Origin of the sequence: Synechococcus sp. CBW1107, assembly GCF_015841355.1 — a bacterium.
In the GTDB taxonomy this organism is placed as follows: Bacteria; Cyanobacteriota; Cyanobacteriia; order PCC-6307; family Cyanobiaceae; genus Regnicoccus_A.
Window position 1 is genome coordinate 2,525,354 of sequence record NZ_CP064908.1, and the last position, 18,449, is coordinate 2,543,802.

The 18,449-nt window shown below is 67.5% G+C and carries 18 protein-coding genes and 2 tRNA genes; 11 read left to right on the forward strand and 9 right to left on the reverse strand.

Annotated elements, in window-relative coordinates; genetic code table 11:
• The first annotated feature begins 23 nt into the window (after positions 1-23).
• The gene (locus I1E95_RS13215; protein ID WP_197162947.1) at positions 24-266 is read left to right on the forward strand and encodes a hypothetical protein; all 243 of its coding nucleotides are present in this window, start codon (positions 24-26) and stop codon (positions 264-266) included.
• 23 nt (positions 267-289) lie between these two features.
• The gene (locus I1E95_RS13220) at positions 290-1,615 is read left to right on the forward strand and encodes a sodium:proton antiporter (protein WP_197162948.1); all 1,326 of its coding nucleotides are present in this window, start codon (positions 290-292) and stop codon (positions 1,613-1,615) included.
• Here the strand turns inward: I1E95_RS13220 and gltX are convergent.
• The 6 genes from gltX to I1E95_RS13250 form a co-directional block, all read right to left on the reverse strand.
• Positions 1,606-3,054, reverse strand: coding sequence for a glutamate--tRNA ligase (gltX, locus tag I1E95_RS13225; RefSeq protein WP_197162950.1), 1,449 nt, complete (start codon positions 3,052-3,054; stop codon positions 1,606-1,608). The two genes, I1E95_RS13220 and gltX, sit on opposite strands and share 10 nt — an antisense overlap.
• A gap of 24 nt (positions 3,055-3,078) precedes the next feature.
• Positions 3,079-3,152 (reverse strand) — tRNA-Asp (locus tag I1E95_RS13230).
• A 122-nt stretch (positions 3,153-3,274) separates the two neighbouring features.
• Complete coding sequence (locus I1E95_RS13235) at positions 3,275-3,463, reverse strand: hyperconserved protein Hcp (RefSeq protein WP_006043540.1); 189 nt, start codon at positions 3,461-3,463, stop codon at positions 3,275-3,277.
• A gap of 35 nt (positions 3,464-3,498) precedes the next feature.
• Positions 3,499-3,571 (reverse strand) — tRNA-Trp (locus I1E95_RS13240).
• Positions 3,572-3,635: 64 nt separating this feature from the next.
• Positions 3,636-4,091: a 50S ribosomal protein L19 gene (gene rplS, locus I1E95_RS13245; protein WP_370594593.1), complete on the reverse strand. Its 456-nt coding sequence runs from the start codon at positions 4,089-4,091 to the stop codon at positions 3,636-3,638.
• 102 nt (positions 4,092-4,193) lie between these two features.
• On the reverse strand, positions 4,194-4,529 hold the full coding sequence (locus I1E95_RS13250) for a peptidase (RefSeq protein WP_231594639.1): 336 nt from the start codon (positions 4,527-4,529) through the stop codon (positions 4,194-4,196).
• A gap of 49 nt (positions 4,530-4,578) precedes the next feature.
• Between I1E95_RS13250 and map the strand changes: the two genes are divergently transcribed.
• Positions 4,579-5,439 (forward strand): type I methionyl aminopeptidase, encoded by an 861-nt coding sequence (gene map / locus I1E95_RS13255; RefSeq protein WP_197162952.1) that lies wholly within the window; start codon positions 4,579-4,581, stop codon positions 5,437-5,439.
• 9 nt (positions 5,440-5,448) lie between these two features.
• On the opposite strand, the gene I1E95_RS13260 is transcribed toward map, so the two are convergent.
• Positions 5,449-6,147, reverse strand: a complete 699-nt coding sequence (locus I1E95_RS13260; protein ID WP_197162953.1) for an NAD-dependent epimerase/dehydratase family protein — start codon at positions 6,145-6,147, stop codon at positions 5,449-5,451.
• A gap of 199 nt (positions 6,148-6,346) precedes the next feature.
• Between I1E95_RS13260 and ebsA the strand changes: the two genes are divergently transcribed.
• Genes ebsA through I1E95_RS13275 form a run of 3 tightly spaced genes read left to right on the forward strand, consistent with a single transcriptional unit; the run spans position 6,347 to position 8,476 of the window.
• Positions 6,347-6,775, forward strand: coding sequence for a type IV pilus biogenesis protein EbsA (gene ebsA / locus I1E95_RS13265; protein WP_197162955.1), 429 nt, complete (start codon positions 6,347-6,349; stop codon positions 6,773-6,775).
• Between the two features lie 35 nt (positions 6,776-6,810).
• Positions 6,811-7,908, forward strand: a complete 1,098-nt coding sequence (locus tag I1E95_RS13270) for a phosphotransacetylase family protein (protein WP_197162957.1) — start codon at positions 6,811-6,813, stop codon at positions 7,906-7,908.
• A gap of 55 nt (positions 7,909-7,963) precedes the next feature.
• Complete coding sequence (locus tag I1E95_RS13275; RefSeq protein WP_197162959.1) at positions 7,964-8,476, forward strand: DNA recombination-mediator protein A; 513 nt, start codon at positions 7,964-7,966, stop codon at positions 8,474-8,476.
• Here the strand turns inward: I1E95_RS13275 and I1E95_RS13280 are convergent.
• Positions 8,454-8,903, reverse strand: coding sequence for an NfeD family protein (locus tag I1E95_RS13280; protein WP_197162961.1), 450 nt, complete (start codon positions 8,901-8,903; stop codon positions 8,454-8,456). The genes I1E95_RS13275 and I1E95_RS13280 overlap by 23 nt on opposite strands.
• A 106-nt stretch (positions 8,904-9,009) precedes the next feature.
• On the opposite strand from I1E95_RS13280, the gene I1E95_RS13285 reads away from it, so the two are divergent.
• The gene (locus tag I1E95_RS13285; RefSeq protein WP_197162963.1) at positions 9,010-9,918 is read left to right on the forward strand and encodes an SPFH domain-containing protein; all 909 of its coding nucleotides are present in this window, start codon (positions 9,010-9,012) and stop codon (positions 9,916-9,918) included.
• On the opposite strand, the gene I1E95_RS13290 is transcribed toward I1E95_RS13285, so the two are convergent.
• Positions 9,915-10,346: an MAPEG family protein gene (locus I1E95_RS13290; RefSeq protein ID WP_197162965.1), complete on the reverse strand. Its 432-nt coding sequence runs from the start codon at positions 10,344-10,346 to the stop codon at positions 9,915-9,917. The genes I1E95_RS13285 and I1E95_RS13290 overlap by 4 nt on opposite strands.
• A gap of 63 nt (positions 10,347-10,409) precedes the next feature.
• Here I1E95_RS13290 and I1E95_RS13295 point away from each other — a divergent pair, with 63 nt between their 5' ends.
• From I1E95_RS13295 to ggt, 4 genes are all read left to right on the forward strand, one after another.
• On the forward strand, positions 10,410-10,901 hold the full coding sequence (locus I1E95_RS13295; RefSeq protein WP_197162966.1) for a YajQ family cyclic di-GMP-binding protein: 492 nt from the start codon (positions 10,410-10,412) through the stop codon (positions 10,899-10,901).
• 276 nt (positions 10,902-11,177) lie between these two features.
• Positions 11,178-12,212 carry an IS5 family transposase gene (locus I1E95_RS13300; protein WP_197161875.1) on the forward strand — a complete coding sequence of 345 codons (1,035 nt, stop codon included), beginning with the start codon at positions 11,178-11,180 and terminating at the stop codon, positions 12,210-12,212.
• 672 nt (positions 12,213-12,884) lie between these two features.
• Complete coding sequence (locus I1E95_RS13305; RefSeq protein WP_231594640.1) at positions 12,885-16,508, forward strand: hydantoinase B/oxoprolinase family protein; 3,624 nt, start codon at positions 12,885-12,887, stop codon at positions 16,506-16,508.
• Positions 16,495-18,285, forward strand: a complete 1,791-nt coding sequence (gene ggt / locus I1E95_RS13310) for a gamma-glutamyltransferase (protein ID WP_197162968.1) — start codon at positions 16,495-16,497, stop codon at positions 18,283-18,285. The genes I1E95_RS13305 and ggt overlap by 14 nt, the downstream gene beginning before the upstream one ends.
• Positions 18,286-18,449 lie beyond the last annotated feature (164 nt).

Below are 18,449 nucleotides of genomic sequence, written 5' to 3' on the forward strand. Positions count from 1 at the left end.
CTGGGGGCACCGGTCGTGCCGCCATGACGCGCCAACCCCGTCGCTACGCCATCCACCTGCTCCTGGCCGGGGGGCACCGGGAGCTGGTGCACTTCGCCACCCTCGAGGCCTTTCAGCAGTGGTACGGCAGCGTGCTCAATGCCGGTCCGGCCGAAGCCTTCGTCAATGTGCCGATCAACGACCTGGAGGGGGAGTACCTGGTGCTGCGTCCCAGCAGTGTGGTCGGCATCCGCGTCGAGCCCCGGTACACCGCCCTCGACGACTGAGTCCATGGTGGTTGAATCGAGCCATGACTGATGCCCCCGAGAGGCTGCAGCTGCTCTGGGGGATCACCGTCTTCTCCGGGGCGCTGGCCCAGCTGACCTCCCTGCTCACCGGGCTGCCGTCGGTGGTGCTGCTGCTGGCCTCGGGGCTGTTGATCGGCCGCTCGGGGCTGGGGCTGGTGGATCCGCTCGCCCTGGGCAGTGGCCTGGAAACCATCGTGGGGCTGCTGGTCAGCCTGGTTCTGTTCGACGGGGGCCTGAAGCTGAGCCTTCCGGGCAGTACCACCCGCCAGGCGGTGCTGCGGATCGTGGTGGTGCGCCTGCTGGTGGCCCTCCCCGCCGGCCTGCTGGCGGCCCACTGGCTGGCCGGGCTGAGCTGGCAGCTGGCGGCGGTGTACAGCGCGATCGTGCTCGGCACGGGCCCCACGGTGGTGACCCCCCTGATCCAGCAGATGCGCCTGGCCCCTCCCCTGGGGGATGTGCTGGAGGGGGAGGGTCTGGTGCTGGAGCCGGTCGGTGCCGTGCTGGCCCTGCTGCTGCTGGAGCTGGTGCTCACCGACCGCTACGACTGGCAGGATCTCGCCCTGGAATTGCTGCAACGGCTGGGCTTCGGTGTGGCGGTGGGCGCCCTGAGCGGGTTCCTGCTGGCGGTGCTGCTGCGGCGGCTGCCGGTGGACCCGGAGAGCGGCCTGCGCCTGCAGCTCACCCTGGGGGTGATGTTTCTGATGTTCACCGGCTGCGAGGTGCTGATGCCCGAGTCGGGCCTGCCCGCAGCTGTGATGGCCGGGGTGCTGGTGGGCCGCTGCGCCGACACCGAGGCCGCCATGCTCGACGACCTGATCCGCCAGCTGGCCCAGCTGGCGATCAGCATTCTCTTCCCGCTGCTGGCCGCTGATGTGGCCTGGGCCGACCTCAGTCCCCTGGGCTGGGGAGGGGTGGGCTGCGTGCTCACCCTGATGCTGCTGGTGCGGCCCGTGGCGATGCAGATCGCCACCTTCGGCCTGCCCCTCAGCATGGGCCAGAAGGTGTTGCTGAGCTGGTTGGCTCCGCGCGGGATCGTCACCGCCGCAGTGGCCAGCCTGTTCGCCCTGCGCCTCTACGAAGCGGGAGTGGAGGGGGCGGGAGCGCTGCAGGGGCTGGTGTTCCTCACGATCCTGATGACCGTGGGCCTGCAGGGATTCACCGCGGCTCCCCTGGCGGGCCTGCTGGGCCTGCGCCTGAGCGAGCAGGAGCTGGAGGAAGAGGAGCGTCAGCGGGAGGAGGCCAGGGATCAGCAGCTCGCCGCTGCTGGGGCCATCCCCGCGCCGGCTGCGGCCAGCCAGGCCTTGCCCCCTGAGCAGTCTCAGCCCTGAGCCACGGCCAGCATCAGCCGCTTCCGGTCTTCACCGCTGGCATGCAGCAGCCTCCAGGTGCTGATCAGATCAGGTCCCTGCAGGCTGCCCAGCAGGCCTGCCCGCAGGCTCTTCATCAGCACACCCTTCTTCACCCCCGCCGTGCTGGCGGCCTCGGTCAGCAGGCTCCTGGCCTGCTCCAGGCTCAGGTCCGGGGAGTCAGTGGCCTCAAGCCGCTCGAGCACAGCCCTGAGGGCCGCGATGGCCCCATCGGTCTCCAGCTGCTGGCGGGCGCCGGCGTCGGGCTCGGGGCGCTCGAAGAACGGCCGGGCCTGCTCGACTCCATCGCGCAGGGTGGTGAGGGAGGGACCGAGCAGCTCGGCCAGCTCCTGCTCCCAGGTGTCACGGCCGGCATCTGGCGCCCTCCAGCCTTCGGCCTGCCAGAGCGGGACCAGGGCCTGGCTCAGCTCGGCGGGGTTGAGCTCATGCAGCACCTGAGCGTTGAGCCAGTTGAGCTTGTCCCAGTCGAAGCGGGCCCCGGCCCGGTTGACCCGATCGAAGTCGAATGCCGTGGCGGCCTGCGTGAGCGTGAAGCGCTCGCCCAGGCCTTCCGGAGGCGACCAGCCCAGCAGGGTCATGTAGTTCACCAGCGCCTCGGCGGTGTAGCCCATGGCCCGGAACTCACCCACGGAGGTGACCCCATCGCGCTTGGAGAGCTTGCGGCCCTCCTGATTGAGGATCAGGGGCGTGTGGGCGAAGACCGGCAGGGGCAGGCCGAGGGCTTCGTAGAGCAGCAGCTGCTTGGCGGTGTTGGCGATGTGGTCCTCACCGCGGATCACATGGCTGATGGCCATGGCGGCATCGTCGACCACCACCACCAGGTTGTAGAGCGGGTCGCCGATCCGATCGGCCGGAGCCCGCCGGGCGATCACCATGTCGCCGCCCAGATCGCTGCCGCTCCAGCGCATCTCCCCGCGCACCAGGTCGCTCCAGGCGATCGTGGCCCCGTCGTCGATGCGGAAGCGCACCACCGCTTCGCGCCCTTCGGCGAGGTAGGCCTGCTCCTGAGCGGGTGTCAGATGGCGGTGCCGGTTGTCGTAGCGGGGGGCGGAGCCGCTGGCCTTCTGCTGCTCGCGCATCTGCTCCAGTTCGGCCTCCGAGGCGTAGCAGCGGTAGGCCAGACCCGCCTCCAGCAGCTGGCCGATGGCGTTGCGGTGGGCCTCGATCCGCTCGCTCTGGATCACGGGCTCCGCATCCCAGCTCAGGCCGAGCCAGGAGAGGCCATCAAGGATGTCGGCCGTGAACTCGGGCCGGGAGCGCTCCCGGTCGGTGTCCTCGATCCGCAGCAGGAACTGCCCACCGTGGTGGCGGGCAAACAGCCAGTTGAAGACCGCCGTGCGGGCGGTGCCGATGTGCAGGGTTCCCGTGGGGCTGGGAGCCAGACGAACCCGAACGGTCACCGGCGGACGCTCATGAGAGTGAAACGGGACTGACGGGATTCGAACCCGCAACTTCCGCCGTGACAGGGCGGTGCTCTAACCGGTTGAACTACAGTCCCAGATGAAGGTTGAGAAGGGTGAAAACCCTTGCCCGACCTGGCTTCTGGTGTCGTGTTGACGACAAGCAAAGTATCCACTGCCGCTGGCCCCGCCGTCAACCGGCGGGGCCAGCGGCAGTGCTCTAGGGGCGGAAACCGGCGGGTTCGATCAGGCGCACCTGATTGCCTCTCGCTGTGAATTCACGGCCCTGGTCGCTCTGGACGACCACACGACCGCCGGACTTGACCCGGATGACCCGCGCCCGCACCCAGCCAAGGGCAGCGGACTCGAGCACCTTGACCACATCACCGGGTTGTAAATCCAACTCCATGTCTGGAACCAGGAAAGAGCAGGAAGGGGCATCGACGCGCCGTGGAGGACTTGAACCCCCGACATCAGGTTTTGGAGACCTGCGTTCTACCAACTGAACTAACGGCGCATGGCGATGCCCCTTCAACCGGTGCGCAAGACGGCACCGGCATGGGCAATTGAGCGATGAAGCTTCAGCGATCGAAGCGTTGCTTCACGCGGGTGGCTTTCCCCACACGATCGCGCAGGTAGAAGAGCTTTGCACGTCTCACTTTACCGCGACGCTCCACCTTGACGGTGGCCACCTGGGGGCTGTGCAGCAGAAAGACCCGCTCGACCCCGACACCCTGGAAAATCCGGCGCACGGTGATGGTTTCGTTCAGCCCGCCATGGCGCTTGGCGATCACCACACCCTCATAGGGCTGGATCCGTTCCTTGTTGCCCTCGCTGATGCGCACGCCCACGCGCACCGTGTCGCCCACGTAGATCTCGGGCAGATCGCTCTTGAGCTGCTCGGCTTCGAAGGCCCTGATCAGGTCCTGGGCGCTGAGCCTGCCGGTGCGAGCCGGGGATACGGCGGGCTTGTCAGCCACGGCCGTCGGGGCCGCGGTCTCGGCAGTGCCGGTCTCATCCACGCTCGTCTGATCCATGTTGATGTCGTCCTTCAGTTCCGCCATCAGTTCGGCGCTGGCTTTCTTGTCCGCGGCCATCCCAGAGGTGCGATCGCCCGGCCAAACAACCACTGTAACGGCTCATGTTCCCCCCTCCTCCGCCCGCTCCTCACGTTCCGTCCGTCCCCGCCGCCGGTTCCACCCCTGCAGCGCCAGGCCCGCGCCGGTGATCAGCATCCACAGCAGCCCCAGTCCGTTGAGGGCCACGTACCAGCTCTTGCCGACGGGCCCGAGCCATTCGCCCTCGTGCAGCACCATCAGCCCATGCACCTGGTCGCGGCTGAGACCGCCCCAGTCGCGCAGAAGGCGATAGCCCATGCCGCTGCTGACCGTGATCAGCAGCGGCAGCACCACCACCGGCGCGATCAGGGCATGCCAGCGGCGCAGCCGGGCCAGGACCTGCATGGTCGACAGCATCGATCAGGAAAGTTGATAGCTTGAACGCTGGATTGCCCGGGCTCCATCAATGAATCTTTTTGCTGACCTGCTGGCGGCCACCCCGAACGCCGCCGGCAGGGCTGCCGCGGCCACCACCAGCACCGGCCCGCGCATCCAGAAGGGACGGCGGGGGGTGGAGATCAAATCAGCCCGCGAGATTCAGGTGATGCGCCAGGCCAGCCGCATCGTGGCCACGGTGCTGCGCGAGATCATGGAGATGGCCGCTCCGGGCATGACCACGGCCGATCTCGACCGCCACGCCGAGGAACGCATCCGCGCCATGGGAGCCACCCCCAGTTTCAAGGGCTACCACGGCTTCCCCGCCAGCATCTGCGCCAGCATCAACAATCAGGTGGTTCACGGCATCCCCAGCTCCAGGCAGGTGATCCAGGCGGGTGATCTGGTCAAGATCGACACCGGTGCCTACTACGAGGGCTACCACGGCGACAGTTGCGTGAGCATCTGCGTCGGCGAGTGCTCCGAGGACGCCACCCGTCTCAGCCGCGTGGCCCAGGAATCGCTCATGCGTGGCCTCGGCAGGATCAAGGCGGGCAACACCCTGCTCGACATCGCCGGCGCCGTTCAGGACCACGTCGAGGCCCATGGCTACAGCGTCGTGGAGGACTACACCGGCCATGGCGTGGGCCGCAACCTGCACGAGGAGCCTTCGGTGTTCAACTTCCGCACCAACGACCTCCCCAATCTCAAGCTGCGCGCCGGCATGACCCTGGCTGTGGAGCCGATCCTCAATGCCGGCGGCAAGGAATGCCGCACCCTGCGCGACCGCTGGACCGTGGTGACGGTGGATGGATCGCTCTCGGCCCAGTGGGAGCACACGATCGTGGTCACCTCCGACGGCTGCGAGATCCTCACCGACCGTGACTTCTGATCCCGCAACTCAGGCGCCGGCCCGGCTGAACAGCAGGCCGTAGAGGCGCCTCAGCGCCATCTGCAGGGGCACCAGGACCACCGTGACGGGATTGGGCGTGACGATGATCAGGCCCAATCCCCTGCGGGCCTGGGCGATCACCTGGCCGGCCACGAAGTCCGCGCCCATCACGCCGTAGGGATTGAGGGCGGAGCGGAACGGTCCCAGCACCAACCGCCGGATCCGGCAGGGATTCTCGCCTTGCCGGTCCAGGGTCCGCAGGCTCAGCAGCTGGCCGAGCAGCCGCTTGCTGATCTCGTAGAGCGGGCTCAGGGCCGGCAGCAGCTCCGCTTCCGAGGTGTTCACCCACACTTCCCGGCAGGGGGTGCCGGCGGGCCTCTCCTCCAGGCTCAGGAACAGCTCCAGCAGGCGCCAGGCACTGAGGGCGTTCACCTCCAGGCTGCGCGCGACCGCCGCGGCGCTGCGGTCGCCGTAGACGTTCACCCCGTGGTTGATCACCAGGATGTCGACGTCGCGCAGGCTGGCCTCCAGCTTCTGCTCCTCGCCGCAGCACCAGACCACCTGGCGCAGGGGGATCGTCCTGCCCTCCCCGTCCTGCAGCGCCACCGGTGCGGAGGCGGTGGTGAGGGCGATCAGCTCAGCCCCTTGGCCATGGAGGGCGCGCAGCAGGGCGGTGCCCAGGGCCCCGCTGGCCCCGGTCACAGCCACCGTTCTCCCCCTCAGGGGCAGAAGTGCAGGCGGGGCGTAGGGCGCCCCTTCTGGGGCAGAAGGGTCTTGGCCTGGCACGGCGGGATCGGGGATGGGGCATTCTTTCCATGGGAATCATCCGCGAACGGCGATCGGGCTGGCCGCCAGGCCAGGTTCGAGCTGCTCACGGTGGCCTCCAGTCTCTTGTTCTCGGCGTTCCGTGCCGCCACTGTCCTTGGGCCGTTTCTCGATCTTCGGCGCCACACCCAGTCATGACCCGGGGCAGGTTGCTCTCTACGCCCCCTACTGCGACGGCGTGCAGCGGGAACCCTGGCTGATCCAGGCCCTCGACCTGCTGGCCATCGGCGAGATCCAGGGGGTGCGTCGCTTGCGCCCGGACGGGGAGCATCCCTTCCTGCTGCGCTGGCGAGCGGGGCTCGCGCCGCAGGAAACCAGCCACTGTGAGCTCAGCTTCCCGGCATCACCGGTGCACAGTTACTCCTTTGATCTGCCCACCCATCAGTTGGTGCGCTGGTTGATGGATCTGCTCGAGTCGCCGGGACCCCAGGCCTTCGGCGATCCCCAGCGCGATCTGCCCGAGGCCTTCTGGCGCTGGCTGCTGCTGGGGGACCCTCCCACCGCCGCATAGATTGACGGCCCAGAGCCCAGCCCAGAGGTCATTTCATGAGCAGCACCCTGCTGATCGGATCCTGTGATCCCTTCAGCGGCAAGTCAGCCCTGGTGCTCGGCCTGACCCGGACCCTGGCGAAACAGGGACTCCCCGTCCGCTACGGCAAGCCTTTGGCCACCAGTGTGCGCCCACCACGGCAGGGGGAGACCCCCTCCCTGGGCTGCCTCGATGATGACGTGCGTTTCGTCGGCAGCATCCTCGGCCTGCCGGAGGAGCACCTGTTGCCCTCCCTGCATCTCCTGGAGGCTGCCACGGCCCAGGAACGGCTGCTGCGCGGCGATCTGGAGCCCGGTGAGGGCTTCGCCCGCCTGCGGCAGCAGCTCGCGGCCTTCCGCGATGGCCTCACCCTGCTGGAGGGCACCGGCACCCTCAGCGAGGGCCTGCTCTACGGCCTCAGCCTGCCCCAGCTGGCCAGGGGGCTGGAGGCCCCCGTGGTGCTCGTCCACCTCTGGGAGGACAGCCGCAGTGTCGATCCCCTGCTGGCGGCCCGCGACCTGCTGCAGGACCGCCTGGCCGGCGTGGTGCTCAACGCCGTCGATCCTGAGGCGGTGGAGCGCCTGCGTGCCGAGGTGGTGCCCGCCCTGGAGCAGCTGGGCCTGCCGGTGTTCGGGGTCATGCCCCGCAGTCCGTTGCTGCGGAGCGTCACCGTCGAGGAGCTGGTGGACCGCCTGGGAGCGCGGGTGCTCTGCTGCCTCGAGCGTCTCGATCTGCTGGTGGAGACCCTCTCGATCGGAGCGATGAACGTCAACTCCGCCATGGAGTTCTTCCGCCGCCGCCGCAACATGGCCGTGGTCACCGGTGCCGACCGCACCGACATCCAGCTGGCCGCCCTGGAGGCCTCCACCCAGTGCCTGATCCTCACAGGGGCAGGAGAACCCCTGCCCCAGCTGATCAGCCGCGCCGAGGAGCTGGAGGTGCCGATCCTGAAGGTGGAGCAGGACACCCTGACCACGGTGGAGGTGATCGAGCGTGCCTTCGGCCACGTGCGTCTTCACGAGACGGTCAAGGCCAGTTACGCCATTCGTCTGGTGGAGGAGCACTGCCGTTTCGAGCGCCTGTTCGAGCGTCTCGGACTGGTGGTGAAGGCCTGAAGCGTGGGCCCCGCAAGGGCGCTGCTAGTTTCGGCCGATCGGATGCATTCATGAGGTGACCCGGTCCCTTGATCTGCCGGCCCTCGACCGGATCGACACGCTGGCCCAGGAGCTGGCCCTGCTCCAGGATCGCGGCAAGCGCCGCATCGCCATCCTCGGCAGCCGCCACGTTCCGGCCGTCTCGATCCACCTGGTGGAACTGGTGTCCCGCTCGCTGGCCCAGGAGGGTCACAACCTGATCACCTCCGGATCCCAGGGGGTCAACGCGGCGGTGATTCGCGGTGTGCTCAGCGTCGATCCGGCACGGCTCACGGTTCTGCTGCCGCAGAGCCTCGAGCGCCAGCCCAGCGAATCCCGCGAGCAGATGGAGCGGGTGCTCCATCTCGTGGAGAAGCCCGAACACGACGAGCTTCCCCTGCCCATGGCCAGCAGCCTCTGCAATCAGGAGATCATCGGTCGCTGTGACCAGCTCATCTGTTATGCCTTCCACGACAGCGAAACCCTGCTCTCCAGCTGTCGCACCGCCGAAGACATGAACAAGGTGGTCAGCCTGATGTTCTTCGACTGAGCGCAGAGAGCACCTGCAGGCGTGTTCCCTCCCGCCGCAGCACGGTCACCTCCTCCCCCGCTCTGGGGCCCGGCCCACCATCCGTCTCGAGCAGTTCGGCCGCCCAGCTCTGGCCCTGCCAGCGCACCCTCCCTCGGCCCCGCGCGTCGAAGGTCTGGATCACCTCGGCCCACTCGCTGCCGGGCTCGCTGAGGGCATCGGGTGTGGGGCGCCCCCGCAGCGACCAGCGCCTCAGCCCGCCGTAGCCCCCCAGAAAGAGCAGGCTGAACAGGGCCAGCTGGAGGGCTGCGCCCAGGGGCAGCAGGGCCGCGACGGCTGAGAGCAGCAGCGCCGCCACCCCGCCGATCAGGAACCCATCCACGCTGGGGAAGATCAGCTCCAGCAGCAGCAGCACCCCGCCACCGGCCAGCCAGATCAGGGGATGCATCACGAGAGTCCGGGGGCCTCCAGTCTGCGGCGGAGGCCTTCCTAGGGTGAGCCCGGCTCTGCCTGGGCCGCTGTCCCCCCTCCTGCGCTCTGCGGCGCTTCCTGTCATGGAAGGTCTGTTCTCCATCCCTGCCCTGGTGCTGCTGGCCGTGCTCGGCGCCAGCGGGGTGAAGGTCACCAGCGGTGGCCGCTCCCTGCTTGTCGAGCGGCTGGGCCGCTACGACCGCGAGCTGCAGCCGGGACTCTCCTTCGTGCTCCCGGGCCTGGAGCGGGTGGTCAGCAACCAGTCGATGAAGGAGAGGGTGCTCGACATCCCCCCCCAGCAGTGCATCACCCGCGACAACGTCTCGATCACCGTGGACGCGGTGGTGTACTGGCAGCTGCTGGAGCACGCCAAGGCCCATTACTCCGTGGATGACCTGCAGGCGGCGATGGTGAATCTGGTGCTCACCCAGATCCGCGCCGAGATGGGCAAGCTCGATCTCGACCAGACCTTCACCACCCGCCAGGACGTCAATGAGATGCTGCTGCGGGAGCTCGACCAGGCCACCGATCCCTGGGGCGTGAAGGTGACCCGCGTCGAGTTGCGCGACATCATGCCCTCCCAAGGCGTCCAGCAGGCGATGGAGCAGCAGATGACGGCCGAGCGGGAGAAGCGGGCGGCGGTGCTGCGCTCGGAAGGGCAGCGGGAATCGGAGGTGAATGCGGCCAAGGGCCGTGCCGAGGCCCTGGTGCTTGATGCCAAGGCCCAGCAGGAGGCGCTGCTGCTCGATGCTGAAGCCCAGGCCAAGCAGCAGGAGATGCTGGCCGTGGCTCGGGGCCGGGCGGCAGCTGAACTGGCCCGACTGATCGATTCCAGCCCGTCGGGTTCGGAGGCCCTGCGCCTCCTGCTCGCCCAGGACTGGATGGCCATGGGCGAGGAGCTGGGCAAGGCCCCCGGCGGCAGCGTGCTGATGGTGGATCCCCAGAGCCCGGCGGCCCTGCTGGCGGCCCTGCGGGGGCTGCAGAAGGGTTAACCCGCCAGCACGGCCCGGAGGCCTTCCACGTAGAGAGCGGCCGTGCAGAGCAGGGCCCCGGCCCAGCAGAGGCTGCGCAGCAGGGGCTGGTCGGCCACATAGGCCGCGATGTAGAGCAGCCGCAGGGCCGGCTGCAGCCAGGCTGCCACCAGCGCCACGGAGCCGGCGGCCCCGGCCTGCAGGCAGAGCAGACAGGCGGGGGCGTGCAGGGTGAAGGCTTCGAAGCTGTTCTGATGCGCCCAGCTGGCCCGCTGGCCCCAGGCCGGCAGCCGGTCGAACATCGCCCGGGGCGCGGCGAGATCGGCCGGGGTGAAGTCGGCGCTGGCTCGCCCGGCGCCCAGGGGCACCAGGCTGAGGATCACCACGGCGCCCGACAGCAGCAGGGACCAGGCCAGGGCAGGGGCCGCGGCGGTCAGGACAGAGGGCATCGTCGAGGGGGCGCGGAACCCCTTTTCTAGGATTCGCTGAACCTCCACCGCCCGGCGCCGCCCATGGCCGATACCTACTCCTTCGATGTGGTCTCCGATTTCGACCGTCAGGAGCTGGTGAATGCCCTGGACCAGGTCCGGCGCGAGGTGGGTCAGCGCTACGACCTCAAGGACTCGAAGACCGAGATCGAGCTGGATGACGAGAGCATCACCATCACCACCGCCAGCGACATGACCCTGGAGGCGGTGGCTGATGTGCTGCGCCAGAAGGCCACCAAGCGGGAGCTCTCCCTGAAGATCTTTGATTTCCAGACCGCCGAGCCCGTGGGTGGCAACCGCATTCAGCAGGTGGTGAAGCTGCGCAAGGGGCTGAGCCAGGAGCTGGCCAAGAAGCTCAGCAAGACCGTGCGCGACCAGGTGAAGAAGGTCACCGTGGCGATCCAGGGGGAGAGCCTGCGCGTCACCGGCAAGAACAAGGACGATCTCCAGCAGGTGATCCAGCTGCTGCGGGCCGAAGACCTGGACGTGCCGATTCAGTTCGAGAACTACCGCTGATGATGATTCCCATTCTCTACTTGTCCTGGTTCTGTGGAGCCGCGGTGAAGAGTGTTTTCGGGGTCAGGGCATGGGCGGCCAGCGGATCGGCGGAAGCTACGCTTGAGTTGTCAGACGGTTGGGTTCTGCTGATCAGGTGATGCCAGATCAGAGCGTCATTCTTGAGATGGGATTGATGTGATCAGGCCTCACTTCAGGGCACCTCGAAAAATCGTAAGACCGCTTGATAACGTCCGGATTTAGATTATACTAGGCCATACCGATTACATACTTTCTATGGGCCAGCGAGGTTTCTGGGACGAACAACAAAGAGTTGCAAAGCTCCAAGAGAAGAAGCCGGTTCTGATCCGTCTCGCAGAATCGATTCCCTGGGAATCTTTCCGCCCTTTGCTTGACAAGGGCTATAGCCAGGAGCGCAAAAGCAATGCTGGACGCAAGAGAATCGACCCACTGATTCTTTTCAAGATGCTGGTGCTCCAGCAGCTATTTAATTTAAGTGATGAAGAGATCGAATTCCAAGTAAATGACCGTCGCTCCTTCGAGGGGTTTGTTGGTCTTGGGGTGATGAATGACATACCAGATGCCACCACAGTCGCCTTCTTCAGAGAGCGACTGCGCAAGGCGGGAGTTATCGAGGAACTCTTTGAGATGTTTGAGGAATACCTGCGCTCTCAGGGTCTCCAAGCCCGGGGTGGTCAGATCATTGACGCGACTCTCGTCCCTGTTCCCAAGCAACGCAATACCCGCGAGGAGAACAAGGAAATCAAAGCCGGAAGGCTGCCAGAGGGCTGGGATGAAAACCTAGACCGCTTGCAGCAAAAGGATTTAGACGCTCGCTGGACACAAAAGAACGGCCTCAGTTACTACGGTTACAAGAACAGTATTTGCATCGATGTCGACCATGGATTCATACGCCGATATGCTGTCACTCCTGCCAATATCCACGACAGCCAGATGCTTCCACTTCTGCTTGATCCAGAAAACGAGCATGACTATGTCTGGGCAGACTCAGCATATTCCGGCGAATGCTTTGATGCTCTTCTGAGTCTCGGTGGCTTCGAAAGCCTGATCCACGAAAAAGGCGCTCGCAATCATCCGCTTAGCGACGCAGCCAAGGAATTAAATCGTCTTAAGTCGTCGATCAGAGCTTGTGTCGAGCATGTCTTTGGCTGCATGACCATGTCCATGGGTGGAAAGCTGACAAGAAAGATTGGGCTAGAAAGGAACGAGGCTTGGTGGGGTCTCAAGAACCTAACATTTAATTTACTGCGCTATCTCCAGCGCTCTGCCCACGTAGTAGTGGTTGCATGAGTCACTCATAGAAGTGATACGGTTCAGTGAAACTCGTCAATAGTTGATATAATGCTTTCTTGCGTAGCCGCCTCCATGGCGGCATTTTTATGTCCGCAAGATTTCCTATTTGTGCTGATTATTCGAGGTGCCCTTCAGTGGACCTAGCTTCTTGGCACCTTCGCCTTATCGGATGAACAGCCATGAAATTCTTCGAACTGATTTCCTTTTCTGATGAGGAAAGCATCACTGGCGGAAACCCGAACTTGACTAACAACCCGTCGGAAGTCTAACTGCCAAGATCTGGCGGTACGAACTATGGCCAGGCCACAAAGAACGGAGGTGGTGGTCTCGGCAATCCCTCCGTTCGTTATGAAGGAACGAATTATGGTCAGTACAAAAGAGAGAACAGTTAGATCGCTGTCTGAGACACGTTGATTCCTGCTGGGTCTCAGCCTGTGCTGGATCCTCTCCATCCCATGTCCCCTGCCTGCGCGGGGGTCGCGTTGTGTTCCGCGTCGCCGCTCGCGGTTCCTTCTGCATATCGATCGAATAGCGTCGGGCTTGCGTTGGGCAGAAGGTCCTCTGGAGCGCGATAGGCCAGCTGTCGCAGAACCCGGCAACCGGAAGTCCGCCCGTCCGTCCTCCGGCTGGCATTTCTGGATCGACCGAGGCGGCACGTTCACCGACCTTGTGGGGCGTAGCCCCGTTGGTGAACTGGTGGTGCGCAAGGTGCTCTCGGAGCAGCAGGGGCTGCTGGGCGATCCGGCCGTGGCCGCCATCCGTGAGTTGCTGGGTGTCTCCCCGGGCGAGCCCCTGCCGCCGGGGGCCGTCAGCGAGGTCCGTCTCGGCACCACCGTGGCCACCAACGCCCTGCTGGAGGATCGCGGCTCCCCCACCCTGCTGCTGATCACCCGGGGCTTCGCCGATGCCCTCTGGATCGGCGATCAGCATCGCCCCGACATCTTCGCTCTGGACATCCAGCGTCCGGCCCCGCTCTACCGGCGTGTGCTGGAGGTGGAGGGGCGGCTGGCGGCCGACGGCATCGAACTTCTTCCTCTGCGGCTCGATGCCCAGCTGGAGACCGCCCTGAGAACGGCCCGTGCCGAGGGCCTCAGCAGCTGCGCGGTGGCCCTGCTCCATGGCACACGGCACCCCCGCCACGAACAGCAGCTGGGCGACTGGCTGCGGCCCTTCGGTTTCGATCCCGTGGTGCTCTCCCATCGGGTGGGCCTGCGGCCCCGTCTGGTGTCACGAGCCCAGACCACCGTGGTGGAGGCCTGCGTCTCACCGGTGCTGGAGGCCTATCTCGACCGGTTGCGAGACGACCTCGGTCCTCACTGCCGCCTGCGCGTGATGCAGTCGAGTGGGGGGCTGATCGCCCCGGAGCTGCTCCGTGCCAAGGACACGATCCTCTCCGGTCCGGCCGGCGGGATGGTGGCCGCGGTCAGGCTCGCCGGCGGAGTCGCACCGATTGTCGGTTTCGACATGGGCGGCACCTCCACCGATGTCTTTCACGCACGGCCCGACGCCTCCGAGGGCGTCTGGGAGCGCCGCGAGGACACCGAGATCGCCGGCCTCACCCTGCAGGCGGAGATGCTGCCGATTCACACCGTGGCCGCCGGAGGTGGGTCGGTGCTCCATTTCGATGGGCAGCGTCTGCAGGTGGGGCCGGCCTCCGCCGGGGCGGATCCGGGGCCGGCCTGCTATCGCCGCGGCGGACCGCTGACGATCACCGACGCCAACCTGCTGCTGGGCCGCCTGCAGCCGGCCGCCTTTCCGGCGGTCTTCGGTCCGTCCGGGGATCAGGGACCCGATCCGGAGCGGGTTGGGCGGATGTTCCGCGAACTGGCCGAGCGCGTCAGCCGGGCGACGGGTCGCTCCAACACACCCGAATCGCTGGCGGAGGGCGCCGTGGCGATCGCGAACGATCGGATGGCCGAAGCGATCCGGCGGATCTCGATCGAGCGTGGACATGATCTTCGCGGTGCCACGCTGGTCTGCTACGGCGGGGCCGGAGGACAGCACGCCTGCGCTCTCGCCGATCGGCTGGGCATCCGCCGGCTGCTGCTCCATCCTCTGGCCGGGGTGCTTTCGGCCTATGGCATCGGCCTGGCCGACCAGAGGCTGCTGCGGGAGGAGGTGGTGCGCGAACCACTCGACGAGGCGTTGGTGGCTCGGCTGCGGCGGCGGGCTGCCGAGCTGGTCGAGGACGGCTCCCGTGCCTGGAGCGGGCTCCCCGCCGACGACGCACCTGCGCTTCGGGCCTTGTTCCGCGTCGGGGTGAGGCTCGCCGCCAGTGAGCTGACCCTGGCGCTTCCGCTGTCCGAGGTGCCGAGCCTGCGCAGCGGATTCGAGCAGGCCCATCGCCAGCGCTTCGGACACGCGCCGGAGGACGCCGCGCTGGTGGTGGAGTGGTTGCTGGTGGAGCTGGTGGCCCCTGGACCCGATCCGGACGCCTCTGCTCCACCTCCTGCGCCAGAGTCGCCCAGCCGTCTTCCGGCCACGGCCGGGCAGGGTGCGGACCACCTCATCCCCCTTTACTGGGGCGGCCGATGGCACCCTGTTCCCCTGCACAGGCGCGAGGCACTGCGCAGGGGAGCGGTGCTCGTCGGCCCCGCGCTGGTGGTGGAGCCCACCGGCACCCTCGTGCTCGCACCCGGTTGGTCGGCAGCCCTGCAGGCCGATGGCCTCCTGCTGGTGACCCGCGCCGCGCCGGCTGTGCCGGCAACTGCCGAACCGTCCAGCGCGGGGGAGATCGACCCGGTCAGCCTCGAGCTGTTCAACCATCGCTTCTCGGCTGTGGCCGAGCAGATGGGGGTGCTGCTGCAGCAGAGCGCCCGTTCGGTGAACATCCGCGAGCGCCTCGATTTCTCCTGCGCCGTCTTTGACGCCGCTGGGGAGCTCGTGGCCAATGCGCCTCACATTCCGGTGCATCTGGGCTCGATGGGGGCCAGCGTCGCCGACCTGCTGGACGCAGTCCGGCGGCAGGAGCATCCCCCCCTGCGACCGGGTGATGCGATCGTCTCGAACCACCCCGCCCATGGCGGGACCCACCTGCCTGATCTCACGGTGATCACTCCGGTGTTCCTGCCGGGGTGCGACTCCGCCCCTGAGTTCTTCGTGGCGTCCCGTGGCCATCACGCCGATGTGGGCGGGATCACACCGGGATCGATGCCCCCCTTCAGCCGGCGGCTCGAGCAGGAGGGGCTCCTGCTCGACAACGTGCCGCTGCTGCGCGGGGGCACGCTGCTGGAGGCCGACTGGCGGCGGCGGCTGGCGGCGGGGCGCTGGCCCGTGCGCAACCCGGATCAGCTGCTGGCCGACCTGCAGGCTCAGGTGGCCGCGAACCAGCTCGGGGCCCGCCTGCTGGTGGGGCTGGCCGACCGGGAGGGAGCGGGGGTGGTGCGGGCCTTCATGGCCCATGTGCAGGACAACGGTGCCGAGGCGGTTCGGCGGGTGATCGATCGGCTCGAGCCGGGTCACGTCCGTCTGCCCCTCGACGGTGGCCTGGTGATCAACGTGACGGTGCGCATCGATCGCCCGGGCCGCCGCGCCGTGATCGACTTCAGCGGCACCTCCCCCCAGGACCCGGGAAACCGCAATGCCCCGCTGGCGATCACCCGGGCGGTGGTGCTCTACGTGTTCCGCTGCCTGGTGGGGGAGGACGTGCCCCTCAATGCCGGCTGCTTCCGACCACTGGAGCTGATCGTGCCTCCGGGGTCCCTGTTGCATCCGGGGCCTGATGCTGCCGTGGTCGCCGGCAACGTGGAAACATCCCAGGCGATCGCCAATGCCCTGTTCGCGGCCCTGGGGGTGATGGCCGCGGCCCAGGGCACCATGAACAACCTCAGCTTCGGGAACGAGCGCCATCAGTACTACGAGACGATCTGCGGTGGATGCGGTGCCGGACGCGGTCTCGATGGCCTGGGTTTTGCGGGCGCTTCGGCGGTGCAGAGCCACATGACCAACTCCCGCCTCACCGATCCCGAAATCCTCGAGGAGCGCTTTCCCGTGCGCCTGGACTCCTTCAGCCTGCGCCGGGGCAGTGGTGGGGCCGGCCGCTGGCCGGGCGGCGACGGGGTGGTGCGGCGCCTGCGCTTTCTGGAGCCGATGACTGCCGCGATTCTCTCGAGCTCTCGCCAGGTGCCCCCCTTCGGACTCGGCGGCGGCGGGGCCGGGGCGCTGGGCCGAAACCGGCTGATCCGCTCCGATGGCAGCGAACTGGAGCTGGACGGATCCGTGCAACTGGCGGTGGAGGCTGGTGATGCCCTGGTGATCGAGACCCCCGGAGGTGGCGGGTATGGCAGTCTCTGAGCTCCGCCTCCGTCCCCTGGGGCTGCTGACGGCGGCCGGCCTGGCCCTGCTGCCGCTGGTGGCGGTGGCCGATGTGCTCCAGGAGGCCAGCCAGCGCTTTCAGCCGATCTGGTCGGCCGGGGGCATGGTGGCCAGCCAGGAGGCGGAGGCCTCCCGGGTGGGGCGTGACGTGCTCCGGGCGGGGGGTAATGCCGTCGACGCGGCGGTGGCCACCTCCTTCGCCCTGGCGGTCACCCATCCCCAGGCGGGGAATCTGGGTGGCGGCGGTTTCCTCGTCCTCTGGCGGCCGGAGCGGCTCAGCCGGGGGCGGCCGGCGCAGCCTCAGGAGGTGGTGGTGGGCAAGGGCCGGGCGGTGACGATCAACTTCCGCGAGAGCGCTCCCCAGGCAGCCGGTCCCGATCTGCTGCTCGATGCCTCCGGTGCGGTGGATCGCCTCAAGGCCACCCGCAGCCTGCTCAGCACCGGGGTGCCCGGCACGGTGGCGGGGCTTCTGCTTGCTCACCGCCACTACGGCCGCCTGCCCCTGGCGCGACTGATCACCCCCGCGATCCGTCTGGCGGAGGAGGGGGTGGTGGTGAGCAAGGCCCTGGCCGATTCCCTGGAGACCTCGGCTCCCCTGTTGCGGGCCGATCCCGAATCGGCTCGGCTCTTCTTCCGGCCGGAGGGGAAGCCTTACCGCCCGGGCGAGCGGCTGCGCCAGCCTCAGCTGGGCGCCACCCTGCGGCGCATCGCCGCCGAGGGGGAGAGGGGCTTTTACGGCGGGCCTGTGGCTCGGGAGCTGGTGGCGCTGATGCGCCGCCGGGGAGGTCTGGTCAGTGCGGAGGATCTCAGTTCCTACCGGGCCCGCCTTCAGCCCCCTCTGGTGGGTGATTGGCGGGGCCATCCCGTGATCGCCATGCCCCCGCCCAGTTCCGGTGGGGTCACCCTGATCCAGCTCCTCAACATCCTGGAGGGCTTCGATCTGGCTGGCCTGGGGCACAACAGCGCCGCCAGCCTGCATCCGATGGCGGAGGCGATGAACCTGGCCTACCGCGACCGCAACCGCTGGCTGGGCGACCCCCGCTTCGTGGCGATGCCCCTGGAGCGGTTGCTGAGCCAGAGCTATGCCGATGACCTGCGCCGCACCATCCAGGGCCGGCGCCACCGTCCGGCGGGCGAGCTCGATCCGCCGGCCGCTGGTCGCGCCCCTGAAAGTCCGAACACCACCCACCTCTCGGTGATCGACCGTGACGGCTCGATGGTGGCCACCACCACCACCCTCAACTTTCCCTACGGCAACGGGGTGAGCGTGCCGGGAGCCGGCTTCCTGCTCAACAACGAGATGGATGATTTCACGGCCCGCCCCGGGGCTGCCAATGCCTTCGGCCTGGTGCAGGGAGCGGCCAACGCGATCGCGCCGCGCAAGCAACCGCTGAGCTCGATGGCGCCCACCCTGGTGCTCACCCCCGGCGGTGGCCCCCTGCTGGCCACCGGCAGCCCGGGCGGCAGCCGCATCATCACCACGGTGCTGCAGGTGCTGCTCAACCGCCTGGAGCATGGGCTGAACCTCGCCTCCGCAGTGGCTGCCAGCCGGATCCACAGTCAGCACCGCCCCGATGAGCTGGCCGTGGAGGAGGGCTTCAGCCCCGACACTCTCCGGCTGCTGGAGTCGATGGGTCACCGCTGGCGGATGGCCCCGGCGATGGGGGCGGCCCACTCGCTGGAGGCCCTGCCCGGTGGTGGAACGCTGGGGGCGGTCGATCAGCGCCGCTCCGAAGCGGCTCTGGCAGGGGAGTGAAACTGGGACGTTCCCGAAGCCGCCGGTCTGTGTCCTCTGTCCTTGCTGTTGCCGGCGTCGTTGGCGCTCCCGTTGCCGGTTCCGTGCCTCCGCTGGCCACCTTCACCTTCCAGGAATGGATGTGGAGCGGCGGTCTGATCGAGATCAGTCTGGTGCTGGCGGCC